The 24,630-nt window shown below is 72.6% G+C and carries 27 protein-coding genes and 3 tRNA genes; 12 read left to right on the top strand and 18 right to left on the bottom strand.

All coding sequences use genetic code 11. The features are described 5' to 3' along the window. Positions 1-500: 500 nt before the first annotated feature. The 5 genes from rplA to ABD086_RS08180 form a co-directional block, all read right to left on the bottom strand. Positions 501-1,223: a 50S ribosomal protein L1 gene (gene rplA, locus ABD086_RS08200; RefSeq protein WP_343906994.1), complete on the bottom strand. Its 723-nt coding sequence runs from the start codon at positions 1,221-1,223 to the stop codon at positions 501-503. Between the two features lie 60 nt (positions 1,224-1,283). Next, the gene (gene rplK / locus ABD086_RS08195; RefSeq protein ID WP_343906993.1) at positions 1,284-1,712 is read right to left on the bottom strand and encodes a 50S ribosomal protein L11; all 429 of its coding nucleotides are present in this window, start codon (positions 1,710-1,712) and stop codon (positions 1,284-1,286) included. Positions 1,713-1,902: 190 nt separating this feature from the next. Further along, positions 1,903-2,823, bottom strand: a complete 921-nt coding sequence (gene nusG / locus ABD086_RS08190) for a transcription termination/antitermination protein NusG (protein WP_425571575.1) — start codon at positions 2,821-2,823, stop codon at positions 1,903-1,905. Between the two features lie 28 nt (positions 2,824-2,851). Next, positions 2,852-3,088, bottom strand: a complete 237-nt coding sequence (gene secE, locus ABD086_RS08185; RefSeq protein ID WP_343906992.1) for a preprotein translocase subunit SecE — start codon at positions 3,086-3,088, stop codon at positions 2,852-2,854. 46 nt (positions 3,089-3,134) lie between these two features. Beyond that, positions 3,135-3,207 (bottom strand) — tRNA-Trp (locus tag ABD086_RS08180). A gap of 140 nt (positions 3,208-3,347) precedes the next feature. Here ABD086_RS08180 and ABD086_RS08175 point away from each other — a divergent pair. The 3 genes from ABD086_RS08175 to ABD086_RS08165 are packed head-to-tail and all read left to right on the top strand — an operon-like array spanning position 3,348 to position 6,099. Then, a complete protein-coding gene (locus tag ABD086_RS08175) occupies positions 3,348-4,565 on the top strand; it encodes a pyridoxal phosphate-dependent aminotransferase (RefSeq protein ID WP_343906991.1) in 1,218 nt (405 codons plus the stop codon). A 5-nt stretch (positions 4,566-4,570) separates the two neighbouring features. After that, entirely contained in the window at positions 4,571-5,617 is a 1,047-nt protein-coding gene (locus ABD086_RS08170; protein ID WP_343906990.1) for an adenosine deaminase, read from the top strand. After that, positions 5,614-6,099, top strand: coding sequence for a DUF4190 domain-containing protein (locus ABD086_RS08165; protein WP_343906989.1), 486 nt, complete (start codon positions 5,614-5,616; stop codon positions 6,097-6,099). Before ABD086_RS08170 ends, ABD086_RS08165 begins: the two co-directional genes overlap by 4 nt. A 10-nt stretch (positions 6,100-6,109) precedes the next feature. Here the strand turns inward: ABD086_RS08165 and ABD086_RS08160 are convergent, their stop codons facing one another. From ABD086_RS08160 to ABD086_RS08150, 3 genes are read right to left on the bottom strand one after another with little or no spacing between them, the layout of a single operon-like run. Beyond that, complete coding sequence (locus ABD086_RS08160; protein ID WP_343906988.1) at positions 6,110-7,135, bottom strand: UDP-N-acetylmuramate dehydrogenase; 1,026 nt, start codon at positions 7,133-7,135, stop codon at positions 6,110-6,112. Beyond that, complete coding sequence (locus ABD086_RS08155; RefSeq protein ID WP_343906987.1) at positions 7,128-7,526, bottom strand: MaoC/PaaZ C-terminal domain-containing protein; 399 nt, start codon at positions 7,524-7,526, stop codon at positions 7,128-7,130. Before ABD086_RS08155 ends, ABD086_RS08160 begins: the two co-directional genes overlap by 8 nt. Beyond that, a complete protein-coding gene (locus tag ABD086_RS08150; protein WP_343906986.1) occupies positions 7,523-7,921 on the bottom strand; it encodes an FAS1-like dehydratase domain-containing protein in 399 nt (132 codons plus the stop codon). Before ABD086_RS08150 ends, ABD086_RS08155 begins: the two co-directional genes overlap by 4 nt. A gap of 32 nt (positions 7,922-7,953) precedes the next feature. On the opposite strand from ABD086_RS08150, the gene ABD086_RS08145 reads away from it, so the two are divergent. After that, positions 7,954-8,898: a hypothetical protein gene (locus tag ABD086_RS08145; RefSeq protein WP_343906985.1), complete on the top strand. Its 945-nt coding sequence runs from the start codon at positions 7,954-7,956 to the stop codon at positions 8,896-8,898. A 176-nt stretch (positions 8,899-9,074) separates the two neighbouring features. On the opposite strand, the gene rpmG is transcribed toward ABD086_RS08145, so the two are convergent. From rpmG to ABD086_RS08115, 6 genes are all read right to left on the bottom strand, one after another. Next, a complete protein-coding gene (rpmG, locus tag ABD086_RS08140) occupies positions 9,075-9,245 on the bottom strand; it encodes a 50S ribosomal protein L33 (protein WP_343906984.1) in 171 nt (56 codons plus the stop codon). 42 nt (positions 9,246-9,287) lie between these two features. Beyond that, a tRNA-Met gene (locus ABD086_RS08135) sits at positions 9,288-9,361 on the bottom strand. A gap of 53 nt (positions 9,362-9,414) precedes the next feature. After that, positions 9,415-9,487 (bottom strand) — tRNA-Thr (locus ABD086_RS08130). A 106-nt stretch (positions 9,488-9,593) separates the two neighbouring features. Further along, on the bottom strand, positions 9,594-10,994 hold the full coding sequence (locus ABD086_RS08125; protein WP_343906983.1) for an amidase: 1,401 nt from the start codon (positions 10,992-10,994) through the stop codon (positions 9,594-9,596). Positions 10,995-11,013: 19 nt separating this feature from the next. Next, positions 11,014-11,376 carry a DoxX family protein gene (locus ABD086_RS08120; RefSeq protein WP_343906982.1) on the bottom strand — a complete coding sequence of 121 codons (363 nt, stop codon included), beginning with the start codon at positions 11,374-11,376 and terminating at the stop codon, positions 11,014-11,016. A gap of 9 nt (positions 11,377-11,385) precedes the next feature. Then, the gene (locus ABD086_RS08115) at positions 11,386-12,597 is read right to left on the bottom strand and encodes an ROK family protein (protein ID WP_343906981.1); all 1,212 of its coding nucleotides are present in this window, start codon (positions 12,595-12,597) and stop codon (positions 11,386-11,388) included. Positions 12,598-12,685: 88 nt separating this feature from the next. Between ABD086_RS08115 and zwf the strand changes: the two genes are divergently transcribed. From zwf to ABD086_RS08100, 3 genes are read left to right on the top strand one after another with little or no spacing between them, the layout of a single operon-like run. Beyond that, complete coding sequence (gene zwf, locus ABD086_RS08110; RefSeq protein ID WP_343906980.1) at positions 12,686-14,182, top strand: glucose-6-phosphate dehydrogenase; 1,497 nt, start codon at positions 12,686-12,688, stop codon at positions 14,180-14,182. Then, positions 14,179-16,047 (top strand): phosphogluconate dehydratase, encoded by a 1,869-nt coding sequence (edd, locus tag ABD086_RS08105; protein WP_343906979.1) that lies wholly within the window; start codon positions 14,179-14,181, stop codon positions 16,045-16,047. The genes zwf and edd overlap by 4 nt, the downstream gene beginning before the upstream one ends. A gap of 56 nt (positions 16,048-16,103) precedes the next feature. Further along, a complete protein-coding gene (locus tag ABD086_RS08100; protein WP_343906978.1) occupies positions 16,104-16,949 on the top strand; it encodes an alpha/beta fold hydrolase in 846 nt (281 codons plus the stop codon). Here the strand turns inward: ABD086_RS08100 and ABD086_RS08095 are convergent. Further along, positions 16,933-17,490 carry a DNA-3-methyladenine glycosylase I gene (locus ABD086_RS08095; protein WP_343906977.1) on the bottom strand — a complete coding sequence of 186 codons (558 nt, stop codon included), beginning with the start codon at positions 17,488-17,490 and terminating at the stop codon, positions 16,933-16,935. The two genes, ABD086_RS08100 and ABD086_RS08095, sit on opposite strands and share 17 nt — an antisense overlap. A gap of 67 nt (positions 17,491-17,557) precedes the next feature. Here ABD086_RS08095 and ABD086_RS08090 point away from each other — a divergent pair, with 67 nt between their 5' ends. After that, positions 17,558-17,998 carry a CHRD domain-containing protein gene (locus ABD086_RS08090; protein WP_343906976.1) on the top strand — a complete coding sequence of 147 codons (441 nt, stop codon included), beginning with the start codon at positions 17,558-17,560 and terminating at the stop codon, positions 17,996-17,998. Positions 17,999-18,001: 3 nt separating this feature from the next. Here ABD086_RS08090 and ABD086_RS08085 read toward each other — a convergent pair whose 3' ends face one another. Beyond that, entirely contained in the window at positions 18,002-18,973 is a 972-nt protein-coding gene (locus tag ABD086_RS08085) for a pirin family protein (protein WP_343906975.1), read from the bottom strand. Between the two features lie 98 nt (positions 18,974-19,071). Here ABD086_RS08085 and ABD086_RS08080 point away from each other — a divergent pair, with 98 nt between their 5' ends. Continuing rightward, the gene (locus tag ABD086_RS08080; protein ID WP_343906974.1) at positions 19,072-19,602 is read left to right on the top strand and encodes an RDD family protein; all 531 of its coding nucleotides are present in this window, start codon (positions 19,072-19,074) and stop codon (positions 19,600-19,602) included. Positions 19,603-19,611: 9 nt separating this feature from the next. Here ABD086_RS08080 and ABD086_RS08075 read toward each other — a convergent pair whose 3' ends face one another. Together ABD086_RS08075 and ABD086_RS08070 are read right to left on the bottom strand one after the other, a co-directional pair. Continuing rightward, positions 19,612-20,478, bottom strand: a complete 867-nt coding sequence (locus tag ABD086_RS08075) for an aldo/keto reductase (RefSeq protein ID WP_343906973.1) — start codon at positions 20,476-20,478, stop codon at positions 19,612-19,614. A 7-nt stretch (positions 20,479-20,485) separates the two neighbouring features. Beyond that, a complete protein-coding gene (locus ABD086_RS08070; RefSeq protein ID WP_343907383.1) occupies positions 20,486-21,685 on the bottom strand; it encodes a homogentisate 1,2-dioxygenase in 1,200 nt (399 codons plus the stop codon). A 65-nt stretch (positions 21,686-21,750) separates the two neighbouring features. On the opposite strand from ABD086_RS08070, the gene ABD086_RS08065 reads away from it, so the two are divergent. Genes ABD086_RS08065 through ABD086_RS08055 form a run of 3 tightly spaced genes read left to right on the top strand, consistent with a single transcriptional unit; the run spans position 21,751 to position 24,576 of the window. After that, positions 21,751-22,596, top strand: a complete 846-nt coding sequence (locus ABD086_RS08065; RefSeq protein WP_343906972.1) for a hypothetical protein — start codon at positions 21,751-21,753, stop codon at positions 22,594-22,596. After that, entirely contained in the window at positions 22,593-23,771 is a 1,179-nt protein-coding gene (fahA, locus tag ABD086_RS08060) for a fumarylacetoacetase (RefSeq protein ID WP_343906971.1), read from the top strand. Before ABD086_RS08065 ends, fahA begins: the two co-directional genes overlap by 4 nt. A gap of 34 nt (positions 23,772-23,805) precedes the next feature. Next, on the top strand, positions 23,806-24,576 hold the full coding sequence (locus ABD086_RS08055; protein WP_343906970.1) for a phosphotransferase: 771 nt from the start codon (positions 23,806-23,808) through the stop codon (positions 24,574-24,576). Positions 24,577-24,630: the final 54 nt, after the last annotated feature.

The following is a 24,630-nucleotide window of genomic DNA, read 5'->3' as shown; positions in this document are numbered from 1 at the left end:
AGGCTCAGGGCGTGAAGTGAACTTCGTGCTCTGTCCCCTGCGCAGGTCGTCCGCTTCCGCGGAACCTTCGGTCGAGCTGCAGTCACAGCAAGACAACCGGCGGTCTCTGGTTTCAGGAGGAACACTACGCGGCCGGGACGAGCGCGTCCAAATCGGCAGTGCCCCGCCCCGCCGAGTCGGCGCCAGTGCAGGTCAGACAGGTACCGAGTCGGCGCCAGTGCAGGTGTGAGGGGTGCCGAGTCGGCGCCAGTGCAGGTCAGACAGGTGCCGAGTCGGCGCCAGTGCAGGCGGCCCGACCTGCATTCGCGCCGACTCAACCGCTCTCGCACCTGCATTCGCGCCGACTCGACACCCCTCGCGCCTGCATACGCGCCGACTCGACACCCCTCACAGCTGCATTCGCGCCGACTCGACACCCCTCACAGCTGCATTCGCGCCGACTCGGCCAAATGACACCGACCCGCCCGGAGGACCGGACGGGTCGGATGCGGATCGGTCGGTCAGGCCGAGGCGGCCTCGTCCTCGACCGCGACGTTGCGGGTGCGGTTCGGGTCGACCTGGATGCCGGGGCCCATCGTCGTGGAGACGGTGACCTTCCGGATGTAGCGGCCCTTCGAGCTGGCCGGCTTCAGACGGAGCACCTCCTCCAGCGCCGCGGCGTAGTTCTCCGCGAGCTGGACCTCGTCGAAGGACGCCTTGCCGATGATGAAGTGCAGGTTGGCGTGGCGGTCGACGCGGAACTCGATCTTGCCGCCCTTGATGTCGGACACGGCCTTGGCCACGTCCGGCGTCACGGTGCCGGTCTTCGGGTTCGGCATCAGGCCACGGGGGCCGAGCACGCGGCCGAGGCGGCCGACCTTGCCCATCATGTCCGGGGTCGCGACCACGGCGTCGAAGTCGAGCCAGCCGCCGGCGACCTTCTCGATGAGGTCGTCGCCGCCGACGACGTCGGCGCCGGCCTCACGGGCGGCCTCGGCCTTGTCGGCGTTCGCGAACACGAGCACGCGGGCGGTCTTGCCGGTGCCGTGCGGGAGGTTGACCGTGCCGCGGACCATCTGGTCCGCCTTGCGCGGGTCGACGCCGAGGCGCATGACGACGTCGACGGTCTCGTCGAACTTCTTCTTGCTGGTGGTCTTCGCGATCTTGATCGCGGTCAGCGGGGCGTAGAGCTCGTCCTTGTCGAACTGCTCCGCCGCCGCGCGGTAGGTCTTGCTGCGCTGCATGAGCTTTCTCTTCTCTCTCGAAAGATGTGGTTAGCGGGCCAGCGCGGCCCTCCCACTGGTTCAGTCGGTGGTGACGCCCATCGAGCGGGCGGTGCCCTCGACGATCTTCATGGCCGCCTCGATGTCGTTCGCGTTGAGGTCGGGCAGCTTGGTCTGGGCGATCTCGCGCACCTGGTCCTTGGTCAGCTTGCCGACCTTCTCCTTGTGCGGGACGCCCGAGCCCTTCTGCAGGCCGGCGGCCTTCTTGATCAGCTCGGCGGCCGGCGGGGTCTTCGTGATGAAGTCGAAGGACCGGTCCTCGTAGATGGTGATCTCGACCGGGATGACGTTGCCGCGCATCGACTCGGTCTGGGCGTTGTACGCCTTGCAGAACTCCATGATGTTCACGCCGTGCGGACCGAGGGCGGTACCGACCGGCGGCGCCGGCGTCGCGGCACCGGCCTGGAGCTGCACCTTGACCAGCGCGGCGATCTTCTTCTTCGGAGGCATGCTGCTTCTCTTTCTGTCTCGTGGTCATGACGAGGCGTACGTCGTACGCCTCTGCCACCTGCTGCGTGGTCGCCCGGGGGCAACCTGACAATTGTGCTGCGGTCCGCTCGGAAAGCGAAATCCTGGTCCTCTGGATCTCGATACGCCGGTCTCGCGCGGCCCTCTGAGGTCTACGACTCCGTCGAAGACCTCAGACGCGCTGAATCTGCGAGAACGACAGCTCGACCGGCGTCTCGCGGCCGAAGATCTCGACCAGGGCCTTGACGCGCTGCGACTCCGCGTTGATCTCGGTGATCGTCGCGTGCAGCGTGGCGAACGGGCCGTCGACCACCATGACGGAGTCGGAGACCTCGAAGTCCGCGACCTCGATCGGCTTCTTCGCGGCGCCACCGCCGGCGGCGGCCGGGGTGCCGGCGGCGACGGCCTCGGCCTCGGCGCGGGCCACGACGGCCGGGGCGAGCATGTTCTCGACCTCGGTCATCGACAGCGGGACCGGCTGGTGGCTGTGCCCGACGAAGCCGGTGACCGACGGGGTGTGGCGGACCGCGGCCCACGACTCGTCGGTGAGGTCCATGCGGACCAGGACGTAGCCGGGGAGGACGGTGCGCTTGACCATCTTGCGCTGGCCGTTCTTGATCTCCGCGACCTCCTCGGTGGGGACCACGATCTCGTGGATGTAGTCCTCCATGTTGAGGGAGATGATGCGGTTCTCGAGGTTCGACTTCACCCGGTTCTCCATGCCGGAGTAGGTGTGCACGACGAACCAGTCGCCCGGCTTGGCCCAGAGCTCGCGGCGGAACGCCTCGAGCGGGTCGTTCTCGTCCGCCTCGTCAGCGGTGTCCGCGGCGGAGGGCTCCTCGTCGCCCTCGGCGTGGGACATCTCGATGCTCGAGGCGCCGCCGTCGTCGGTGTCGTCGAGGCCCATGTCCTCGTCGGTGTCCTCGTCGGTGACCTCGGCGTCCAGGCGGGGGTCGTCCTCGACCTCGGGGCCGTCGTTCGGCTCGCCGTACTGGTCCTCGAGGCTGGGGTCGACCTGGGGGCTGTCGACCTCGGGGGTCGTCTCCTCGGTCTCGACCGAGTCGTTCTCCTGCTCAGACACGTACTGCTCCATCAGATTGCGGGTGGTGGCGTGGCCGGACTCAACCGGAGAAGATCGCGAAGGTGAGCTTGCCGAAGCCCAGGTCGAGCAGCGACACGATCGTCATGAGGACGACGACGAACACCATGACCACGATGAAGTACGTGACCAGCTGCTCCTGGGTCGGGTAGACGACCTTCCGGAGCTCCGCGACCACCTGCCGGTAGAACGTCGGGAGACTGGTGCGCTTCTGGGAGCTCCCTCCGCGCGGTCCACGGACTGCCTTGCTGTCCGGCACGTCCTCTCACCTCTCCTCGTCGTCGCCGACCTGTTGGTCGTCCTTGCAGGGCACGAGGGACTTGAACCCCCAACCTTCGGTTTTGGAGACCGATGCTCTGCCAGTTGAGCTAGTGCCCTTCGCCGGCGGCCCCGACCAGCCCGCCTCCGGGCGCGACTGATCCTGTGGGAATCCACCGAACGTGGAGTCTACGGGGTCACGTCACGCCGAGTCCAAACCGGCTGACGGGACCGCCGCGAGCCCGCCCTACGATGGTGCCATGACGTCCCCCGAGACCTCCCCTCGCTCCCGCCGCGTCTCCCGCCGGATCGGCGCGATCGCCGAGTCCGCGACGCTGAAGGTCGATGCGAAGGCCAAGGCGCTCAAGGCCGAGGGCCGGCCGGTCATCGGGTTCGGGGCCGGCGAGCCGGACTTCCCGACGCCCGACTACATCGTCGAGGCGGCCGTCGAGGCGGCCCGCGACCCGCGGAACCACCGCTACACCCCGGCCGGTGGCCTGCCGGAGCTGAAGAAGGCGATCGTCGCCAAGACCCGGCGCGACAGCGGCCTCGAGGTCGAGCCGGCCCAGGTGCTGGTCACCAACGGCGGCAAGCAGGCGATCTACGAGGCGTTCGCGACGATGCTCGACCCGGGCGACGAGGTGATCGTGCCGGCGCCGTACTGGACGACCTACCCGGAGGCCATCCAGCTGGCCGGCGGTACGCCGGTCGAGGTGCTCGCCGACGAGACCCAGGACTACAAGGTCACCGTCGAGCAGCTCGAGGCGGCGCGCACCGATCGCACCAAGGTGCTGCTGTTCGTGTCGCCGTCGAACCCGACCGGCGCGGTCTACACGAAGGACGAGATCCGCGCGATCGGCGCGTGGGTCGAGGAGCACGGACTCTGGGTCCTGACCGACGAGATCTACGAGCACCTCGTGTATGACGGGGTCGAGACCGGGTCGCTGCCGGTGCTGTGCCCCGAGCTCGCCGAGCACACCGTCGTCGTCAACGGGGTCGCCAAGACCTACGCGATGACCGGCTGGCGGGTCGGCTGGATGATCGGCCCGGCCGACCTGATCAAGGCCGCGAGCAACCTGCAGTCGCACGCGACGTCGAACGTCGCCAACGTGTCGCAGCGCGCCGCGCTCGCCGCCCTCGAGGGCGACCTCGACGCGGTCGAGGAGATGAAGGCCGCCTTCGACCGGCGCCGCAGGACGATCGTCGCCATGCTCAAGGAGATCGACGGCGTCGTCTGCCCGATGCCCGGCGGCGCCTTCTACGCCTACCCCCAGGTCAAGGGCCTGCTCGGCAAGGAGCACGGCGGCCGGATGATCGCGACGTCGGCCGAGCTCGCCGAGTACATCCTCGACGAGGCGGAGGTGGCCGTGGTGCCGGGCGAGGCGTTCGGCTCCCCCGGCTACCTGCGACTGTCGTACGCGTTGGGCGACGACGACCTGGTCGAGGGCGTCACGCGGCTCCAGAAGCTCTTCGCCTAGCCCGGGTGCGCGACCTCCACACCCTTCCGAAGGCGCACCTGCACCTGCACTTCACGGGGTCGATGCGGCACTCGACGCTGCTCAAGCTGGCCGAGCGCGACGGCATCGTGCTGCCCGACCAGCTCGCCGAGGACTGGCCGCCGACGCTGTCCGCCGCCGACGAGAAGGGCTGGTTCCGCTTCCAGCGCCTGTACGACGTGGCGCGGTCGGTGCTGCGCACCGAGGCCGACGTCCGCCGGCTGGTGCTCGAGGCGGCCGAGGACGACGTGCGCGACGGCGGCCGGTGGCTGGAGATCCAGGTCGACCCCAGCGGGTACGGCGCCCGCTTCGGCGGGGTCACCGCGTTCACCGACCTGGTCCTGGACGCGGTCCGCGAAGCGTCGGCCGCGACCGGCCTCGGCATGGCGGTGGTGATCGCGGCGAACCGCACCCGGCACCCGCTCGACGCGCGCACGCTCGCCCGCCTCGCCGTGCAGTACGCCGGGCGCGGGGTGGTCGGGTTCGGCCTCTCCAACGACGAGCGGCGCGGCCGCACCGGCGACTTCGCGCCGGCGTTCCGGATCGCCGAGCGGGGCGGCCTGCTGCTCGCGCCGCACGGCGGCGAGCTCCGCGGGCCCGAGCACATCCGGCTGTGCCTGGACGACCTGGGCGCCCAGCGACTCGGCCACGGTGTCCGTGCGGCGGAGGACCCCGCGCTCCTGGAGCGCATCGTGGCGGCGGGCGTCGCGCTGGAGGTCTGCCCGGTCTCGAACGTCGCCCTGGGCGTCTACTCCGACCTCACCTCCGTCCCGCTGCCGACGCTGCTCGACGCGGGCGCCACGGTCGCCCTGGGCGCCGACGACCCGCTGCTGTTCGGATCCCGGCTCGCCGGCCAGTACGCGACCATGCGCGCCGCCCACGAGCTCTCCGACGCCCAGCTGGCCGAGCTGGCCCGGATGTCGGTGCGCGCGTCCCGGGCGCCCGACGACGTCCAGGCCGCGATCCTCGGGGACATCGACGTCTGGCTGGCGGCTCCACCGGGTCCGGGTCAGCCTGCGAAGATGGGGCCATGAGCGACGCCGAGCCCCCGGGCCCGAACCCGTACCAGCCGCAGCAGCCCCCGCAGCCCCCGCAGCAGCAGAACCCCTACTACCCGCAGGGTCAGCAGCCGCAGCAGCCGTACGGGTACCAGCAGCAGCCCGCCGGCTACGGCCAGCCGCAGTACCCGGCAGCGCCGTACAGCTACACGCCCCCGGCCCCGGCGCACCCGTCGGCGAACACGGCGATGGTGCTCGGCATCATCGCGCTGGCCGGCATCGTGACGTGCAGCGGCCTGACGCTCGTGCTCGCGCCGTTCGCGTGGGCGATCGGGAGCAAGGCGGTCCGCGAGATCGACGCCAACCCCACGATGTACGGCGGCCGCAGCGCGGCGTCGGCCGGCAAGGTGATGGGCATCATCGGCACGATCCTGCTGATCCTCGGGATCATCGCCATCATCGCCGTCGTCGCGCTGGTGGTCGTCAGCGACACGTCGACGACCTACTCGACCTACTAGCGGGAGCCCGCTAGAGCGCGCAGCCCACCAGCACCGGCTCGTTGACGAGCCGGATGCCGAACCGCGCCTCGACGCCGTCGCGGACCTCCCGCGCCAGCGCCAGCAGGTCGGCGGTCGTGGCGCCGCCCCGGTTGGTGAGCGCCAGCGTGTGCTTGCCCGAGACGGCGACGCGGTCGGTGCCGTGACCCCGCGCGAACCCGGCGTGCTCGATCAGCCACGCGGCGCTGGTCTTCACGGTGCCGTCGGGCTGCGGCCAGGCGGGCGCCCCGTCCGGTACGGCGTCGGCGGCGACGACCGGGTTGGTGAAGAACGAGCCCGCGCTCCACGTGTCGTGGTCGGCCGGGTCGAGGACCATGCCCTTGCCGCCGCGCAGCGCCAGGACCGCCCGGCGGACCTCGGCGAGCGGGGCCCGCTCCCCCACCGCGACGCCCAGGGCGCGCGCGAGCTCGGCGTACGCCACCGGGCCACCGAGCGAGCCCTGCCGCAGCTGGAAGGTGACCGACAGGACGACGTGCCGGCCGGGGTCGGCCTTGAAGCGCGAGGTGCGGTAGCCGAAGCCGCAGTCGGCGTTCGCGAAGGTGCGCACGCCGCGCAGCGTGCGGTCCCAGACCCGGACCGAGGCGATGGTCTGGCTGACCTCCTGGCCGTACGCGCCGACGTTCTGGATCGGCGTCGCGCCGACGGAGCCGGGGATGCCGGACAGCGCCTCGACGCCGGCCCACTCCTTCTCGACCGCGAGCGCGACCAGGTCGTCCCAGCCCTCCCCCGCCGCCACGGTGACCAGCACCCCACCGCAGGAGACGCCGTCCTCGACGTCCGGGCTCACCCCCCGGGTCACGACCTCCACGACCGTGCCGTCGAAGCCCGCGTCGGCGACGACCAGGTTGCTGCCGCCGCCGAGGACCAGGACCGGCTCGCCGGCCGCGTCGGCCGCGGACACCGCGGCGACCAGCTCCTCCTCGGTGGTCGCGCGCACCCAGTGCGCGGCCGGGCCCCCGAGCCGCAGCGTGGTGTGGTCGGCGAGCCGCTCAGCCATCGGCAGCGGCACGGACGACGGCCTTCGGCATGCCGAGCACCTTCTCGCCGGCGCACGTGACGGTCAGGGCCACCGTGGTGAGGCCGTCGGCCTCGGAGGCCGCGCCGGCGACCTCCACCTCGACCCCGCCCTCGGCGGGGACGACCACCGGGTTGGTGAACCGGCACCCCAGACTGACGACCTCGGCACCCGGGAACCACGTCTCGACCGCACGGGCGGCGAGCGCCATCGTGTACATGCCGTGCGCGATCACGCCGGGGAGCCCGACGCTGGCGGCCACCTGCTCGTCCTGGTGGATCGGGTTGTGGTCGCCGCTGGCCTCGGCGTAGCGGACCAGGTCGGCGCGGGTGATCGTGTAGGTCTGGGTCTCCAGGCCCGAGGGCGCCGTCATGCGGCGCCCCGGTGGACGAGCGTGGCGCCGGTCGAGCAGACCGGGGCGCCGGACTCGTCGGTGATCAAGCTGGTGGTGCCGATGATGTCGTTGCCGGCGATCTGGCGCAGGCTGGCGACGGTCAGGGTCGCGGTGAGGACGTCGCCGGGCACGATCGGCCGCTCGTAGGTGAACCGCTGGTCGCCGTGCACGATCCGGAACAGGTCGAGCGACTCGGCCTCGAGGAAGGCGTTCATGGCGTCGAAGGCGAGCACGATCGGGAACGTCGCGGGCGCCGGGCCGCCGTCGTACGTGCCGCCGATGGCCGCGGCGAACCTCCCGATGTTCTCCTCGGTCACCGCATAGGGTCGGGTGGGTGGGAAGACCCGGCCGACGAGGGACTGGTCGACTGGCATGCACCCAAACTATCGGGTGGCTGCTGGCGCTGGTGCTGCTGGCCGCGGGCTGCACCGCCGCCGACCCGGGCCCGCGTCCCGACCGGCGGTCCGGCTGCGGGCCGATCTCCTTCGACGACGTCCGCGGCACGCCCCCGACGTACCTCGAGCGGGACGAGCTGGACCGGTTCCCCAACGACCACGCGGTCTGCGCCGGCGTGTGGCTGCGGACCGGCCACGGCTTCGTGCCGCAGGGGGTGGTCGTCGAGGGCCGGACCGCGTTCGTGAGCGGCTTCGACGGTGACGCGCCGCTGCACTACCGCTACTGCATCGTGGAGCGGTACGACGTCCGCACCGGTGAGCGGCTCGACCGGCTCGACCCCGTGGCCGGACAGGTCGGCGACCGCGACCCGCTGAAGTGCCGGCACGGCGGCGGGCTGGTGCGCGACGAGCACGGGCTGTGGCTCGTCGAGACCAGCCGGCTGTGGCTGATCGACCCCGAGACCCTCGAGGTGCAGCGGGTGTGGGCCCTGGCGCCGCCGCTGCGTGGCTCGTTCTCGCTCATCGACGGGCGCGGCCGGATCGGCATCGGCCGGTGGTACCCGCACCGGCCCGCGCAGGTGGACTGGTTCGACCCCGGCGCGATCGCGTCCAGCACGGTCCTCGACATCACGCCCGCGATGTCGTCCGGCCACACGGCCGCCCCCCGGGCGACGCAGGGCGCGGTGTGGGCGGCGCTGGGTGGCCGGTCCGCCGCGGCGTGGTTCGCGCAGTCGGTGACCCGGTGCGGGATCCTCGCCGGGCCGGACGGCGCCCGCCGCCGGGCCTTCGTGCCGGGCGCGGAGGGCATGGACCTGGTCGGCGACTCGCTCTGGGTGGTCAGCGAGTCTGGCACCCGGCACTACCAGCAGCTGGGCGGGCGGCCCGTCGTACCGCAGCTGCTGCGGCTGGACGTCTCCGACTTCGGGTCCTGGCGGCGGCCGCAGTGCAGCGTCTGAGCCGCCCGGGCGGCGGCTCGTGCGCAATTGAACGATCAGACTGCCCGGACCCGCCGGTAACCAAGGCTGGGCGTTCAATTGCGCTCGAACGACCGGCTCCCAGACATGACGAAAGCCCGCCGAGCGTGCTCGGCGGGCTTCGACGAAGCTGCGATCAGAGGATGATCAGCGGACGTTCAGCGGGTCTCGCGGTGCAGGGTGTGCTTGCGGTCCCGCGGGCAGAACTTCTTCATCTCCAGCCGGTCGGGGTCGTTCCGCCGGTTCTTCTTGGTGATGTAGTTCCGCTCCTTGCACTCGACGCAGGCGAGCGTGATCTTGGGGCGAACGTCGGAGCTCTTGCTGGCCACGGGAAGTCCTTGGTAGTCGGTACAGGTGTCGCTGATTCTGAGTAGCGGGGGCGGGACTCGAACCCGCGACACCACGATTATGAGCCGTGTGCTCTAACCACCTGAGCTACCCCGCCACGGGCACGGCTGCGCAGACCAGAGTATCCGGTCCGCCCAGCGTCCTGCCCAGAGCCCCTTTACGGAATCGAACCGTAGACCTTCTCCTTACCATGGAGACGCTCTGCCGACTGAGCTAAAGGGGCAACGACGGAGAACAATACACAGCCCCTCGGCGATGGAGAAATCGAGGCCGGGGCGCCCGATTCCGCCCGCCGATCAGCCCCCGATCAGCCCGCGATCAGCCCGCGATCAGCCCGCGATCGAGGCCCAGGGAGCCGCTTCCTCGAGCTCGTAGGCGAGCTCCAGGAGGGTCGACTCCCGGCCGGCGCCGGCGGAGAACATCATCCCCTGCGGGAGCCCGGACGCGGTGGTCGCGAGGGGCAGCGACACCGCCGGGTCGCCGGTCGCGTTCTGCCACGGGGTGAACGCGACCCAGTCGAGGATCCGCTCCATCACGGTCTCGTAGTCGTTGCTCGGGTCCAGGTGGCCGACCCGGGGCGTGGTGAGCGCGAGCGTGGGCGTCAACGCCACGTCGTACCGCCGGTGGAAGTCGGCGGAGATCCGCGGGAGCCGGCGCAGCCGGCTGATCGCGCCGGGCAGCCGGTGCAGCCGGGTCCGGCAGTGCCGCTCCAGGCCCAGGGTCAGGTTGTCGAGGCGGGTGCGGTCGAACGACGGCCCCAGCGTGCGCCGGCCGGTGCGCACGATCATCATCGCGAGCATCGCCCAGTACAGGAGGAAGTCGTCGGGCACGGTCGCCGGCGCCGGGTGCGGCACCTGCTCGACCTCGTGGCCGAGCTCCTCCAGCAGCTTCGCGGTCTTGAGGGTGAGGTCGACCACCTCCGGCTCCGCGGCGCGGCCGATGCCGGACGTGTGGACGGCGATCCGCAGCCGGGTGCGGCCCGGGCGGGTGACGTCGCCGATCGGCGGGAGCTGGAGCGCCCGGTAGACGTGCTCGGCCTCGCGGAGGAACGCGGCCGTGTCGCGCACGGACCGGGTCAGCACGCCGTCCGAGACGATCCGGATCGGCATCTGCCGGCTCAGCTTGTCCTGGGCGAGCCGGTCGCGCGTGGGCTTGAGGCCCACGAGGCCGTTGACGGCCGCGGGGATGCGGATCGAGCCGCCGCCGTCGTTGCCGTGCGCGAGGGGTACGGCGCCGGCCGCCACCAGCGCCCCCGTCCCGGCCGACGACGCCCCGGCGGTGTGGGCGGGGTTCCACGGCGAGCGGACCGGGCCCAGCCGCGGGTGCTCGGCCGACGGGCTGAACCCGAACTCGGAGAGCTGGGTCTTGCCGATCGGGACGAGCCCGGTGGCGAGGAACATCCGGGCGAAGTCGCCGTCCCGCGGGACCGGCCGGCCGCGGTAGGCGTCGCAGCCCTGCTGCGTCGGCATGTTCGCGACGTCGACGTTGTCCTTGAGGTACGTCGGGACCCCGGCGAAGAACCCGCCGCGCGGGTCGCGCGCCTCGGCGCGGGCGCGGTCGTAGGCCACGTAGGACAGGGCGTTGAGCTCGGGCTGGAGGCGCTCGGTCCGGGCGATGGCCGCCTCGATCACCTCGGGGATCGACACCTCCCCCTCCTGGATCGCGTGGACCAGGCCGACCGCGTCGCGGTCGCCGAGGGCGTCGTCGTCGAAGGCGTGTACTCGGGTCACGACCCGAGATTAGTGCTCCTCAGAACGCCTGCGGGCCGAAGCGGTAGTACGCGAGCAGCACGCACAGCGCGACCAGCGCGAGCGTGCGCAGCACCTCGGGGAAGAGCTCTCCGCGACGGACGTGCGTGACCAGCTCCGGCACCGTCACCGCGGCGAGGACGACCGCCGCGAACGGAGCGACGTACGGGACCAGGAGGCCGAGCGCGCCGACCACCTCGGCCCCGCCCAGCAGCCGGAGCGCGCGCTCGGACCAGTCCGCCGCCCACGGCATGCCCGCGGTGGCGATCTCCTCACGGGAGCGGGTCAGCTTGAGCGCGCCGGTGCCGAGGAAGACCGCCGCCAGGAAGCCGGCGAGGATCCAGAGCCAGGTGTTCGCATCCACGGCTGGAGGTTAGGCCAGGGCGGCGAGGCGTGCGTCCACCGCCACCGGGGCCAGCACGTGGTCGAGGGCGAGCGCGCCGCAGCCGACCACGCCGGCGCGGTCGCCGTGGACCGCCGGGAGGAACTGGAGGTCGCGGGTGGCCAGCGGAGCGGAGCGCCGATAGACGCTCTCCCGCACGCCCGCGAGGTAGAACTCGAACGCCGCGGCCATGTCGCCGCCGATCACGACGGCGGCCGGGTTGAGCAGGTTGATCGCGACCGCGAGCACCTCCCCGAGCTCGCGGCCGCTGTCGCGCAGCAGGCCCCGGGCGAAGGAGTCCCCCTGCAGCGCGAGCGCGACCAGGTCGCGCACGTGCTCGACCGGCACGCCCTGGTCTCCCTCGGCGGCCATCCGGGTGACCAGGGCCCAGCCGGCCGCGATCGTCTCCAGGCAGCCGGTCGCGCCGCACCGGCAGGCCAGGTCGCCGGCGGCGTCCACGACCGTGTGCCCGATCTCGCCGGCGGCACCCAGGTGCCCGCTGAGCACCCGGCCGTCGGCGATGATCCCGAGGCCGAGCCCGGTCGAGGCCTTGACGACCAGCACGTCGTCGAGGCCACCGGCTCCGCCGAGCAGCTCCGAGCGGGCCAGCACGTCGGCGTCGTTGGCGACGAACAGCGGGGCGTCGGCGACGCCGGCGAAGTACGGCGCGAGCTCGACGCCGTCCCAGCCCGACATCACCGGCGAGCCGATGGAGAGGCCGCGGACGGAGTCCAGGGTGCCGGGCAGGCTCAGGCCGATGCCGAGCACCGGCGGCTCCCCCCGATCGGCCTGCGCGGCGTCCAACAGGCCGGTGAGCCGCTGCGCGACGTCGGGGAGCAGGTCGTCGGGGCCCACCCCGACCTCGTGGTCACGGGAGTCGGCGGCCAGCTCCTGGCCGTCCAGGTCGAGCACGGCCAGCTGGCTGCGGGACCGGCCGATCGCCACCGCGAGCACGACCCCGGCGTCCTTGTTGAACACCAGCGCTCCCGGCGGGCGGCCGCCGGTCGAGGCCAGCTCCTCGCCGATCAGCAGCAGGCCGGCGTTCGTCAGCGCGCTGACCCGGGCGGTCACCGCGGTCCGGGACAGGCCGGTCAGCGCGCGGAGCTGGGAGCGGGTCGCGGCGCGGCCGGTGCGCACGAGCTCGAGCAGCTCGCCGGCCGTCGCCGGCGCCGCGGTCTCGCGGGTCTCCACCACCTGGATCACGCGGGTGAGCATAAACCGCTCTTCTTTGATCCGAAAAAGACTTATGTTGTGCTTGCATCACTCCTAACTCGTTCCTACGGTGGTTCACATGGACATCCCGGCCGCTCCGCACGTGCTCCCGGACACGTGCGACTTCACGGTCTTCGGCGGCACCGGCGACCTCGCGCTCCGCAAGCTGCTGCCGGCGCTCTACCACCGCGACCTCGAGGGCCAGCTGCCCGGCGACTACCGGATCCTCGGCGTCTCCATGTCCGACCTCGACGCCGACGGCTGGCGCGACCAGGTGCGCGCCGCCCTGCGGACCCACGTCGACCCGACCGACCTGTACGACGGCGCGATCGACCGCTTCCTCGGCCGGCTGCACCACCTGAGGCTGGACGCGCAGAACCCCGAGGACTGGGACCGGCTGCACGCGCTGCTCAAGGACCGCCCGAACCCCGAGGCCGCGGTGCGGGTCTTCTACCTGGCGGTGGCGCCGCGGCTCTTCGGCGCGATCTGCCAGCGCCTCGACGAGATCGGCGTCGTCGACGAGCACGCCCGGGTGGTGCTGGAGAAGCCGATCGGCCACGACCTGGCCTCCGCGCGCGAGGTCAACGACGCGGTCGGCCGGGTCTTCGAGGAGTCCCGGATCTTCCGGATCGACCACTACCTCGGCAAGGAGAGCGTCCAGAACCTCCTGGTCACCCGCTTCGCCAACACCTTCCTCGAGCCGCTGTGGAGCTCGCACTGGGTCGACCACGTGCAGATCACGGTGTCGGAGACCGTCGGCGTCGGCGGCCGGGGTGCCTACTACGACCACGCCGGCGCCCTGCGCGACATGGTGCAGAACCACCTCCTCCAGCTGCTCTGCCTGGTCGCGATGGAGCCACCGACGTACGTCGGCCGGGAGACCGTCCGCGACGAGAAGCTCAAGGTGCTGCAGGCGCTGAAGCCGATGACGCCCACGGACGTCGACCACGACACGGTCCGCGGCCGGTACGCCGCCGGCCTGGTCGACGGCGAGCCGGTCCCGTCGTACTCCGACGACCTGGGCCACTCCGGATCGCGGACCGAGACGTTCGTCGCTCTCAAGACCGAGGTCCAGAACTGGCGTTGGGCGGGCGTGCCGTTCTACCTGCGCACCGGCAAGCGGATGGACCGCCGGGTCTCGGAGATCGTCGTGGTCTTCAAGCAGCCGCCGCACTCGATGTTCCCCGGCGCGGAGGGGGCGACCCCGCCCAACCGGCTGCACATCCTGGTCCAGCCCGACGAGGGCATGCGGCTGCACCTGACCGCGAAGGAGCCGGGCCCGGGCGGGTACCGGCTGCGCCCGGTGTCGTTGGACCTCCGCTACGCCGCCGCGTTCGACGTGCGGCTGCCCGACGCCTACGAGCGGCTGCTCATGGACGTCATCCGGGGCAACCCGACGCTGTTCATGCGCCGCGACGAGGTCGAGGCCGCGTGGACCTGGACCGAGCCGATCCTCCAGCGCTGGGCGAGCTCGCCCGACCGCCCGAAGCGGTACGCCGCGGGCACCGACGGACCCACCGCCGCCGCGACGCTCCTCGAGCGCGACGGCCGAACCTGGCAGGAGCCCGACCAGTGAACAGCCTCCACCCCACGGTCGCCGAGGTGACCGCCCGCATCGCCGAGCGCAGCGCGACCGCCCGCGGCGAGTACCTCGCCCGCATCCGGGCCGCCGGTGACGCCGGACCCGCGCGCGGCCGACTGGCCTGCGCCAACCTCGCGCACGGCTTCGCGGCGTCCGACGCCGACGGCAAGCGCGCGCTGCGCGGGCGCGCCAAGCCGAACCTGGCGATCGTGACGTCGTACAACGACATGCTCTCGGCGCACCAGCCGTACCGCGACTACCCCGACGCGCTGAAGAAGGCGGTCGTGCGGGCCGGCGGCGTCGCCCAGGTCGCCGGCGGCGTGCCCGCGATGTGCGACGGCATCACCCAGGGCCGCGACGGCATGCAGCTCTCGCTCTACAGCCGCGACGTGATCGCGATGTCGGCCGCGATCGCGCTCTCGCACGACATGTTCGACGGCGCGCTGATGCTCGGCGTCTGCGACAAGATCGTGCCGGGACTGCTGATCGGCGCGCTGTCGTTCGGCCACCTGCCGACGGTGTTCGTCCCAGCCGGTCCGATGGCGTCCGGGCTCGCGAACAGCGAGAAGGCGCGCGTCCGGCAGCTGTACGCCGAGGGCAAGGTCGACCGCGACGAGCTGCTCGAGGCCGAGGCCGCGTCGTACCACTCGGCCGGCACCTGCACGTTCTACGGGACGGCGAACTCCAACCAGCTGCTGATGGAGGTGCTCGGCCTGCACCTGCCGGGGTCGTCGTTCGTGAACCCGGGGACCCCGCTGCGCGACGCGCTGACCCGCGCCGCCGGCCGCCGCGCCACCGAGCTGACTCGGCAGGGCGGCGAGCCGACGCCGATCGGCGAGATCGTCGACGAGAAGGCGATCGTCAACGCCTGCGTCGCGCTGCTGGCCAGCGGCGGCTCGACCAACCACACCATCCACCTCGTCGCGATCGCCCGCGCGGCCGGGATCGCGCTGACGTGGGACGACCTCTCCGACCTCTCGGCCGTGGTGCCGCTGCTGTGCCGGATCTACCCGAACGGCGAGGCGGACGTGAACCACTTCCACGCCGCCGGCGGCATCGCGTTCCTCGTGCACACCCTGCTGCGGGCCGGCCTGCTGCACGAGGACGTGCGCACGGTCGCCGGCCCGGGGCTGACGCACTACACCCGCGAGCCCGTCCTGCGTGGCGAGGACCTGACGTGGGAGGAGGGTCCGAAGGAGACGCTCGACACGTCGGTCCTGCGCCCGGCGTCGGAGCCATTCAGCAAGGACGGCGGGCTGCGGGTGCTGCGCGGGCCGCTCGGCCGGTCGGTGATCAAGACGTCGGCGGTCAAGCCCGAGCACCGGCTGGTGACCGCGCCCGCTGTCGTCTTCGACGACCAGCACGACTTCCTCGAGGCGTTCGCCGCCGGGCGGCTGGACGGCCGCGACCTCGTCGCGGTGATCCGCTACCAGGGCCCGGCCGCCAACGGGATGCCCGAGCTGCACAAGCTCACGCCCGCGCTCGGCGTGCTCCAGGACCGCGGCCAGCGGGTCGCGATCGTCACCGACGGCCGGATGTCCGGCGCGTCCGGCAAGGTCCCGGCCGCGATCCACGTGACGCCCGAGGCCGCGCTCGGCGGGCCGCTCGCCCGGGTGCAGGACGGCGACCTGATCACCGTCGACGCCGACGGCGGCCTGCTCGACCTGCACGTCGACCACGAGTCGTTCGTGCGCCGGCCGGCCACCGGCCGCGCGCCGCAGGGCGCGGAGTGGTCGGGCACCGGCCGCGAGCTGTTCGCGGCGTTCCGCGCCACCGTCGGGTCGGCCGAGGCCGGCGCCAGCGTCTTCCCCGGCGTCGGTGCTCCGGGTCAGGAAGCGCCCGTCGTCCAGCCCGCCTGACCCGGCCGTCGGGTCCGGCGCTCGCCGCGGACGCCGCCGCTCTGCTTCGCTGAGGTGTGCGCACCCTCCCCGACCGGCGGTACGACGTCGCCCTGCCCACCCACGTAGTGCGGGTCCTCGAGTGGGGGCCGGAGGACGGGCCGCTCGTGGTGGCGCTGCACGGCTTCCCCGACACCGCCCTGACCTGGCGCCGGCTCGCGCCGCTGCTGGCCGGCGCCGGCTGGCGGGTCGCGGCGCCGTACTCGCGGGGGTACGCGCCGTCCGGCATCCCGGACGACGGCGACTACTCGGTGCGGGCACTGGCCGGTGACGCGGTGGCGTTCCACGAGCTGCTGCACGGCGACGCGCGGTCGGTGCTGCTCGGCCACGACTGGGGCGCGATCACGACCAACGCGGTCGCGGGCGACGCGGCGTCGCCGTACGCCAAGCACGTGTCGCTGGCGGTGCCGCCGTTCCCCGCGATGAGCCCGTCGCTCCGCACGGCCACCACCTGGGCCGCGGCGATGGCGCGGCAGCCGTGGCACTCCTGGTACCTCGCGTTCAACCAGGTGCCGGGCCTGGCCGAGCGCCGGTTCCCCTGGCTGGCGGCCCGGCTGTGGCGGTCCTGGTCGCCGGGGTACGACGCCGCCGAGGACCTCGCGCACCTGCGCGACGCCGTACCGGACCGGGCGCACGCCCGGGCCGTCGTCTCCTACTACCGCGCGCTGCTCGGCACCGGCATCGCGCCCGCGCTGGCCGAGCCGGTGCGGCCGCTGCTGGTCCTGCACGGAGCCGACGACCGCTGCCTGGAGGCCGGCGTGGCCCGGGTCGCCGGGGCGACGACCGTCGGCGGCGCCGGGCACTTCCTCCAGCTCGAGCAGCCCGAGAAGGTCGCGGCGTCGATCCTCAGCTTCCTCTCCTGAAGCAGCCCACGACGTGCGGGTCGAAGACCCCGATCGCCTCCATCAAGGCGTACATCGTGGTCGGCCCGACGAACGCGAACCCGCGCTTCTTCAGGCCCTTCGAGAGCGCGACCGACTCGGCGGACGTGGTCGCGTGCTCGGTCGGCGGCCGGTCCGGCGCGAACGAGAGCACGAAGGCCTCGAGCCCGTCCTCCTCGCGGAGCGCGACCGTGGCCCGCGCGTTGGTGACCGCGGCCTCGATCTTGAGCCGGTTGCGCACGATCCGCGGCTCCTGCATCAGCCGCTCGACGTCCGGCGGGCCGAAGGCGGCGATCGCGTCCGCGTCGAAGCCGTGGAACACCTCGCGGAACGCCGGCCGCTTGTGGAGGATCGTCGACCAGGACAGCCCGGACTGGAACGCCTCCAGCGTGAGCCGCTCGAGGTACGCGGACTCCCCGCTCACCCGGTTGCCCCACTCGGTGTCGTGGTAGTCGCGCATCACGCCGGGGCCGCCGGCCCACGGGCAGCGGGCGACGCCGTCCTCGCCTGTCACCGGTCCCATGCCGACATCCTTCATGAGAACGCCGACACCGGGTGAACCACCGCGGGCCGGGAACCGTGTCGAGGGCATGTCGACCTCCACGCACCGGGTCCTCGCCGTCGTCAGCGGCCTCGCGCTGACGGCCGCGGGCACCCTCGTCAGCGCTCCCACCGATGCCTCCCCCGCCCCCCGGGCCTCCGTCCAGCGGCTGGAGGCCACGCTCCGGCCCAGCGGCGACCCGGACGGGTCGGGCGAGGCCCACTTCACGCTCAACAAGGCCCGCAAGAAGGTCTGTGCCACCGTCACCTGGCAGAACATCGAGCAGCCCGACTCCGCGCACATCCACCGGACATCCGACGGCGGCATCGTCGTCGACCTGTCCGGCGCGGTCACGGGCGGCTCGAAGTGCCGCACCGGCGTCTCGAAGCGCGTGATCAAGAAGCTGCTCGCACACCCCGAGCGGTACTACTTCAACGTGCACAACCCGACGTACCCGGCGGGTGCGATCCAGGGGACGCTGACCCGGTGACCCTCAGCGCCGTTCCCGCAGCCGCGCGTTCGGCAGCGGCGGCGCCGGGATCGGCGGCAGCTCGTCGCCGACCGGGATCCCGAACCACCCGTCGACCAGGCCGGCGTCGGTGACCTGCGCCTGCCACCGGTCCCGCCAGTCGACGACCTCCTCGTGCGTGCGCGCCACGATGTTCCACCACATCACGATCGCCTCGCCGAACGGCGGGCCGCCGAGCAGCAGCAGCCGCACGGGCTCGTCGTACGACGTCAGCGTGACCGTGTCCCGGCCCGGCGGGACGTAGGCGAGGTCGCTCGGCTTCGTGTCGACGCCGGCGACGCCGAGCACCCCGGTGTCGACGAGCACCCCGTGCTCGAAGGTGGGGTCGACCTCGAGGTCCAGGGTGGTCCCCGGACCGAGCAGCAGCTCGGCGCCGAGCAGCGGGGTGTAGGTCGGCACGGGCGAGGTGTCGCCGAGCAGCGAGCCCAGGAACACCCGCCCCTCCCAGCCGGGCCCGGTCACCGGGGTGGGCACGTGGTGGGCGAAGCCCGGGTCGGTGTGGCGGTCCCGGTCGGGGAGCGCCACCCAGAGCTGGGCGCCGTGCAGCGTCGTGGTCGCCGGGGTCGACACCTCGGAGTGGCTGATGCCGCGGCCGGCGGTCATCAGGTTCACCTCGCCGGGACGCACCATCGCGTGGTGGCCGGCGCTGTCGCGGTGCTCGACCTCCCCGGTGAACAGCCAGCTCACCGTCTGCAGGCCGGTGTGGGGGTGCGGCGGGACCCGCATGCCGCCCGTGTCGGCGACGTCGTCCGGGCCGTAGTGGTCGACGAAGCACCAGGCGCCGATCAGCGACCGGTGCCGCTGCGGGAGCGTCCGGCGCACCCGCATCGCGCGCGGGCCGCCGAGCGGCACGTCGCGCGGCGTCATGATCTCCACGCCGGCGGTCACGGCGCCCTCCGCGGTGACCTCGTCCGGGCGGTCCTCCAGGTTGCTCACGAGGCCATTCTGCGCCGAGCGGCAATAGTCCGTTCGCCCCTGTCGGAGCCCGTCGTGCGGCGCTACCTTGCGAGTGCCCGTCGCATCGAGGAGGTCCCATGTCCGGCAACGCTCCCCCGCCCCCCGACCAACCGCAGTCCTTCCCGCCCCCGCCGGCCCCGCCGGGCGTGCCCCGCCCGGGCGAGCTGCTCGAGCGGTTCCTCGCCCGGCTGATCGACGGCGTCATCCTCGGCGTCACGTTCGGGATCGTCGCCGGGGTGATCAGCGCGGTCTTCAACGGCTACCTCTACTGGTTCCTCACCGCGGTGATCAGCTCGGTCGGCTACCTGGCGTACTTCACGATCCTCGAGTCGAGCCGGGGCGCGACGATCGGCAAGCAGGTGCTCAAGCTCCGGGTCTTCGGGCCGGACGGCACGTCGCTGCCGACCCAGGAGCAGGCGCTGCGCCGCAACATCTGGACGGCGTTCGGGATCGCCGGGGTGGTGCCGATCGTCGGCTCGCTCATCGGTGGCCTCGCCAGCCTGGTCGCGGTGATCATGATCGCGGTGAACATCAGCAGCGACCCCGTCAACCGGCAGGGCTGGCACGACCGCTTCGCCGGTGGCACCCGGGTGGTCAAGATCGGCTGACCGGACGCCTCAGAACGGCATCGCGACGAACGGCGAGGCGTACTCGGCGTCGGCGGCCAGCCGGCGCTCCGCCTCGGCCGGATCGATCCGGCGCTGCTCGGCCTCCAGCAGGAGGCCGAGCAGGCCCACGTCGCCGGCGGTGGCGAGGCCGGTGACCTCGTCGTGGGCCAGCACCCAGGACACCGCGGCGGTGATGCGCGCCTGGTCCTCGTACGGCTCGTACCAGGTGGTGCGGTCACGCTCCGCGTCCGGCAGCCAGTTGCGCCGGGCGACGGTCTTGATCGTCATCAGGCCGGCGTCCTGGCGGCGTACCTCCGCGACGAGCGCCTGGTAGTCAGCCCGGTAGCGCTCGTCGCGCCAGAGCACGGGGTTGAGCGGCGTGAGCACGGTCGCGAACGGGTGCCGCCGCAGCGCCTCGAGGTGGGTCGCCGGCGCCTGGTCGCCGTGGCCGGTGATCCCCACCGCGCCGACCAGTCCCTCGTCCTGGGCGCGCAGCGCGGCCTCGAGCGCGCCGCCCGGGCCGACCGCCCGGTCCAGCTCGGCGAGGTCGCCGACGGCGTGCAGCTGGAGCAGGTCGACCCGGCCGGTCTGCAGTCGTTCGAGCGAGGCGTTGATCTCGCGCCACGCGGACTCCCGGTCCCGCCGGCCGGTCTTGGTCGCCAGGAAGACCCGGTCGCGGATCTCCGGCATCCAGGGGCCCAGCCGCAGCTCGGCGTCGCCGTAGTCCGCGGCCACGTCGAGGTGGTTGATCCCGCCGTCGAGGGCGTCCTGGATGGCCCGGTCGGCGACGTCCTGGGTGACGTCGGACAGCGCCGCGGCGCCGTAGATCAGCACCGAGCTCCGGTGCTCCAGCCGGCCGAGCCTGCGCGTCTCCATGCCCCCACTATCCCCCGGCGGGGGTGCTGCGGCTCCAGGTCCACGCGTAGGCGTCGTCCTCGACGGCGAGCGCGCCCTCGCCGAGGTCGAGCGGGGCGAAGGTGTCGACCATCACCGCGGTCTCCTCGAAGTACTCGGCACCCAGGGAGGCCTCGATCGCCGACGGCTGCGGGCCGTGGGCGTAGCCGCCGGGGTGCAGCGAGATCGAGCCGAGCCCGATGCCCGAGCCCTTGCGTGCCTCGTAGTCGCCGGCGACGTAGAACATCACCTCGTCGCTGTCGACGTTCGAGTGGTAGTACGGCACCGGGATCGCCAGCGGGTGGTAGTCCACCTTGCGGGGCAGGAAGTTGCAGATCACGAAGTTCCAGCCCTCGAAGACCTGGTGCACCGGCGGCGGCTGGTGGATCTTGCCGGTGATCGGCATGTAGTCCTCGAGGTTGAGCGTGTAGGGGTAGAGGCAGCCGTCCCAGCCGACCACGTCGAACGGGTGGGTGGCGTAGGTCATCCGGGTGCCGACGACGCCGGCGCTGGTCCGGTGCTTGACCAGCACCTCGACGCCCTCGCCGCCCCCGGACTCCGGGGAGACCGTGAACGGCTGCTCGGGCCCGTAGAGGTCGCGCTCGCAGTACGGCGCGTGCTCGAGCAGCTGGCCGTAGCGGGAGAGGTAGCGCTTCGGCGGCGCGATGTGGCTGTTCGCCTCGATCGGGTAGAGCCGGCTCGGCTCGGCCGGGACCCAGCGGTGCGTGGTGGCGCGCGGGATCACGACGTAGTCGCCGGCGCGGTAGCCGACCACGCCGAAGACGGTCTCGACGACCCCGGTGCCGCTCTCGACGAACACGCACTCGTCGCCGATGGCGTTGCGGTAGTACGGCGACGCCTCGGTCCCGGTCACGACGTACCCGATGCGGACGTCGTTGTTGCCGAGCACCAGGCGTCGGTCGGTGACCGGGTCGGTGCCGGTCTCGAGGTCGTGCAGCCGGAGGTGGCGGGGCTTGAGCGGGTGGTTGGGGGTGCGGCTCTGGTCGGGGAGCTCCCAGACCTCGCTCGCGACGATCGCTGACGGGACGCCGCGGTGGTAGAGGAGCGAGGAGTCGGACGAGAACCCCTCCTCGCCCATCAGCTCCTCGTAGTAGAGCCGCCCCGCGCCGTCCCGGAACTGGGTGTGCCGCTTCGGGGGCACCTCGCCGACCCGCCGGTAGTGCGCCATCGTGGCCTCCGTTCGGCTATCGAACACCTTCGTCCGCTATCTGCCTCATGGTTAGAGTAGCCAGCGTGTCAACGGAACCGCTCCCGCCGCGGTGGCGGGGCCTCGTCGACGACGCCGCGATCTTCCCGCCCGGCGACGTGCCGCTGGCCGCCGCCGCGGCCGCGCACCAGGCCCGTCGGGCGGCGCCGTACGCCGACCTGGTGGGCACCTTCGTGGCCCGCGACACCGACCTGCCGGACCTGAAGGCCACGCCGCTCGCGCTGTCGGTCGTCGTCACCGGCGGCGCCGGCAACATCGCCGGCACGGCGGCGCTGGCCCGCAAGCTGCACATCGCGGTCGAGGGTCTCGAGGTCGCGCTCCGCGACCCCGCCGACCCGGCCGGAGCCGCGCGCCGGGTGGCCGCGGCGGTCGACGCCGCGCGCGCCGACGGCCGGCTCGACGACCACGTGCCGGTGTTCGTGGAGATCCCCGCGTCCTCCTCGGAGCCGTCCTGGCTGGCGGCCGCCGACGAGGTCGCCGCGCATGAGTTCCGGCTCAAGCTCCGCACCGGCGGGCTGGAGGCGGCCGCCTTCCCGACCGCGGGCACCCTGGCCCGCTGGATCGACGCCGCGCTGGACCGCGAGACGCCGTTCAAGTGCACGGCGGGCCTGCACCGCGCCGTCCGGCACACCGGTGCCGACGGCTTCGAGCACCACGGCTTCCTCAACGTGCTGGTCGCGACCCGGCGGGCCTTCGACGGCGCACCCGTGGCCGACGTCGCGGCGATCCTGGAGGAGCGGGACGCTGCGCTGCTGCTGGGGGATGCCGACGAGCTGGATCGGGCACGACGGTGGTTCACGTCGTTCGGCTCGTGCTCGGTGACCGAGCCGCTCGACGACCTGATCGCCCTCGGACTGCTGGAGAAGCCGTGAAGACTCCCCTGACGACCTGGGTCCCCGGAGCCGCCGGCTCCCACTTCGACGTCGACAACCTGCCGTACGGCGTGTTCTCGCAGCCCGGCGAGGAGCCGCGGGTCGGCGTGCGGGTCGGCGACTTCGTCCTCGACCTCGCGCCGGTCGCGGCGGCCGAGATGCTGGACGTGCACCACGTGTTCGAGGAGCGCTCGCTCAACGCGCTGATGGCCGAGGGCCGCACCGTCCGGGAGTCCGTGCGGCGCTGGGTGACCGGCCTGCTCACCGAGGATCCGGAACGCGACCTGGTCGAGCCGCACCTCGTCCCGCTCACCGACGTCACCCTCCACCTGCCGGTCGAGGTCGCCGACTACGTCGACTTCTACGCCTCCGAGCACCACGCCACGAACGTCGGCCGGATCTTCCGGCCCGACGGCGAGGCGCTGCTGCCGAACTGGAAGCACCTCCCGGTCGGCTACCACGGCCGCGCCGGCACCGTCGTCGCGTCCGGCACGCCCGTCGTCCGTCCGACCGGCCAGCGCCCCGGCGGCGGGTTCGGCCCCTCGGCACGGCTCGATGTCGAGGCGGAGCTGGGCTTCGTCGTCGGCACCGCCTCCGAGCTCGGCACCCCGGTGCCCTACCACGCGTTCGCCGACCACGTCTTCGGCGTGGTCGGCCTCAACGACTGGTCCGCGCGCGACATCCAGGCCTGGGAGTACGTGCCGCTCGGGCCGTTCCTCGGCAAGTCGTTCGCCACCTCGGTCTCGCCCTGGGTGACGCCGATCGAGGCGCTCGACGCGGCCTGGGTGGACCTGCCCGGCCAGGACCCCGAGCCGTTGCCCTACCTCGGTCCCGGCGAGACCAAGGGGCTCGACATCGACGTCGAGATCGTCGTGAACGGCGACGTGATCAGCCGGCCGCCGTACCGGACGATGTACTGGTCCCCCGCCCAGATGCTCGCCCACCTCACCGTCAACGGCGCCTCGGTGCGCACCGGCGACCTGTACGGGTCCGGCACCATCAGCGGCCCCGAGCCCGACCAGCGCGGCTCGCTGCTGGAGATCGGCTGGGGCGAGGAGACCGCGTTCCTCGCCGACGGCGACGAGGTCACGCTGCGGTACACCGCACCGGGCACCGGCGGCGGCCGGATCGCGCTCGGCGACGTCACCGGCCGGGTCGAGCCCGCCCGCGGCTGACGAACGGGCGCATTCGAGCCCGTACCGTGACGGCATGGACTCTGGCGCAGGCGCCGAAGAACGCCTGGCAGGAGGCAACTCGGCAGCCGCTGTCGTGCGGGTCGGCAACACGGTGCGAAAGCCGTGGCTCGCGACGACTGAGCACACGGTGGCGTACCTGCGCGCGCTGCGGCAGCGGGGCATCGACGTCCCAGAGCCCCACGGGCGCGACGAGCAAGGCCGGCTGACCCTCGACTTCGTCCCCGGCGTCCTCGCGATGGACGACGCACCCGTGGACGTCGAGGTGGTCCAGGCCGTAGGGGCGCTGGTGCGGTCCATCCATGACGCCAGCGCCGGCCTCCCGATCCCGGACGGCTGGGACGTGCTGCTCCCAGCCGAGCAACCGGACCTGCTGTGCCACAACGACCTGGCCCCCTGGAACCTGGTCATCGACGGCGACCGGCTCGTCTTCATCGACTGGGACGGCGCGGGGCCCTCGACGCGGCTGTGGGACCTCGCCTATGCAGCGATCGCTTTCGGTCACCTCTTCCCCGACGCGGACGCCCAGGCCTCGGCGGCCCGACTCACCGCTCTCCTGGACGGATACCGGGCCGATCCCGCCCTGCGGTCTGCGCTACCGGCGGCCATGGTCCAGCGGGCTGCAGCGATGCACGACCTGCTGAAGCGATCGCACGAGACCGGCCGTGAGCCGTGGGGATCGCTGTACGTCGACGGCCACGGCCCGCACTGGCTCGCGACGGCGGAATACATCGACCAGCACGCTCGTGACTGGGGGCGAGCGGTCGCGCCGACGTCTCCGCACTGAGCTGCCCGATGCCGCCGTGCGGCCCGCCGTTCTGAGCACTGGACATGACGGTGT

This window comes from Nocardioides aquiterrae (genome assembly GCF_039526625.1).
Lineage (GTDB): Bacteria > Actinomycetota > Actinomycetes > Propionibacteriales > Nocardioidaceae > Nocardioides > Nocardioides aquiterrae.
This window is presented reverse-complemented; position numbering and strand designations above follow the sequence as displayed.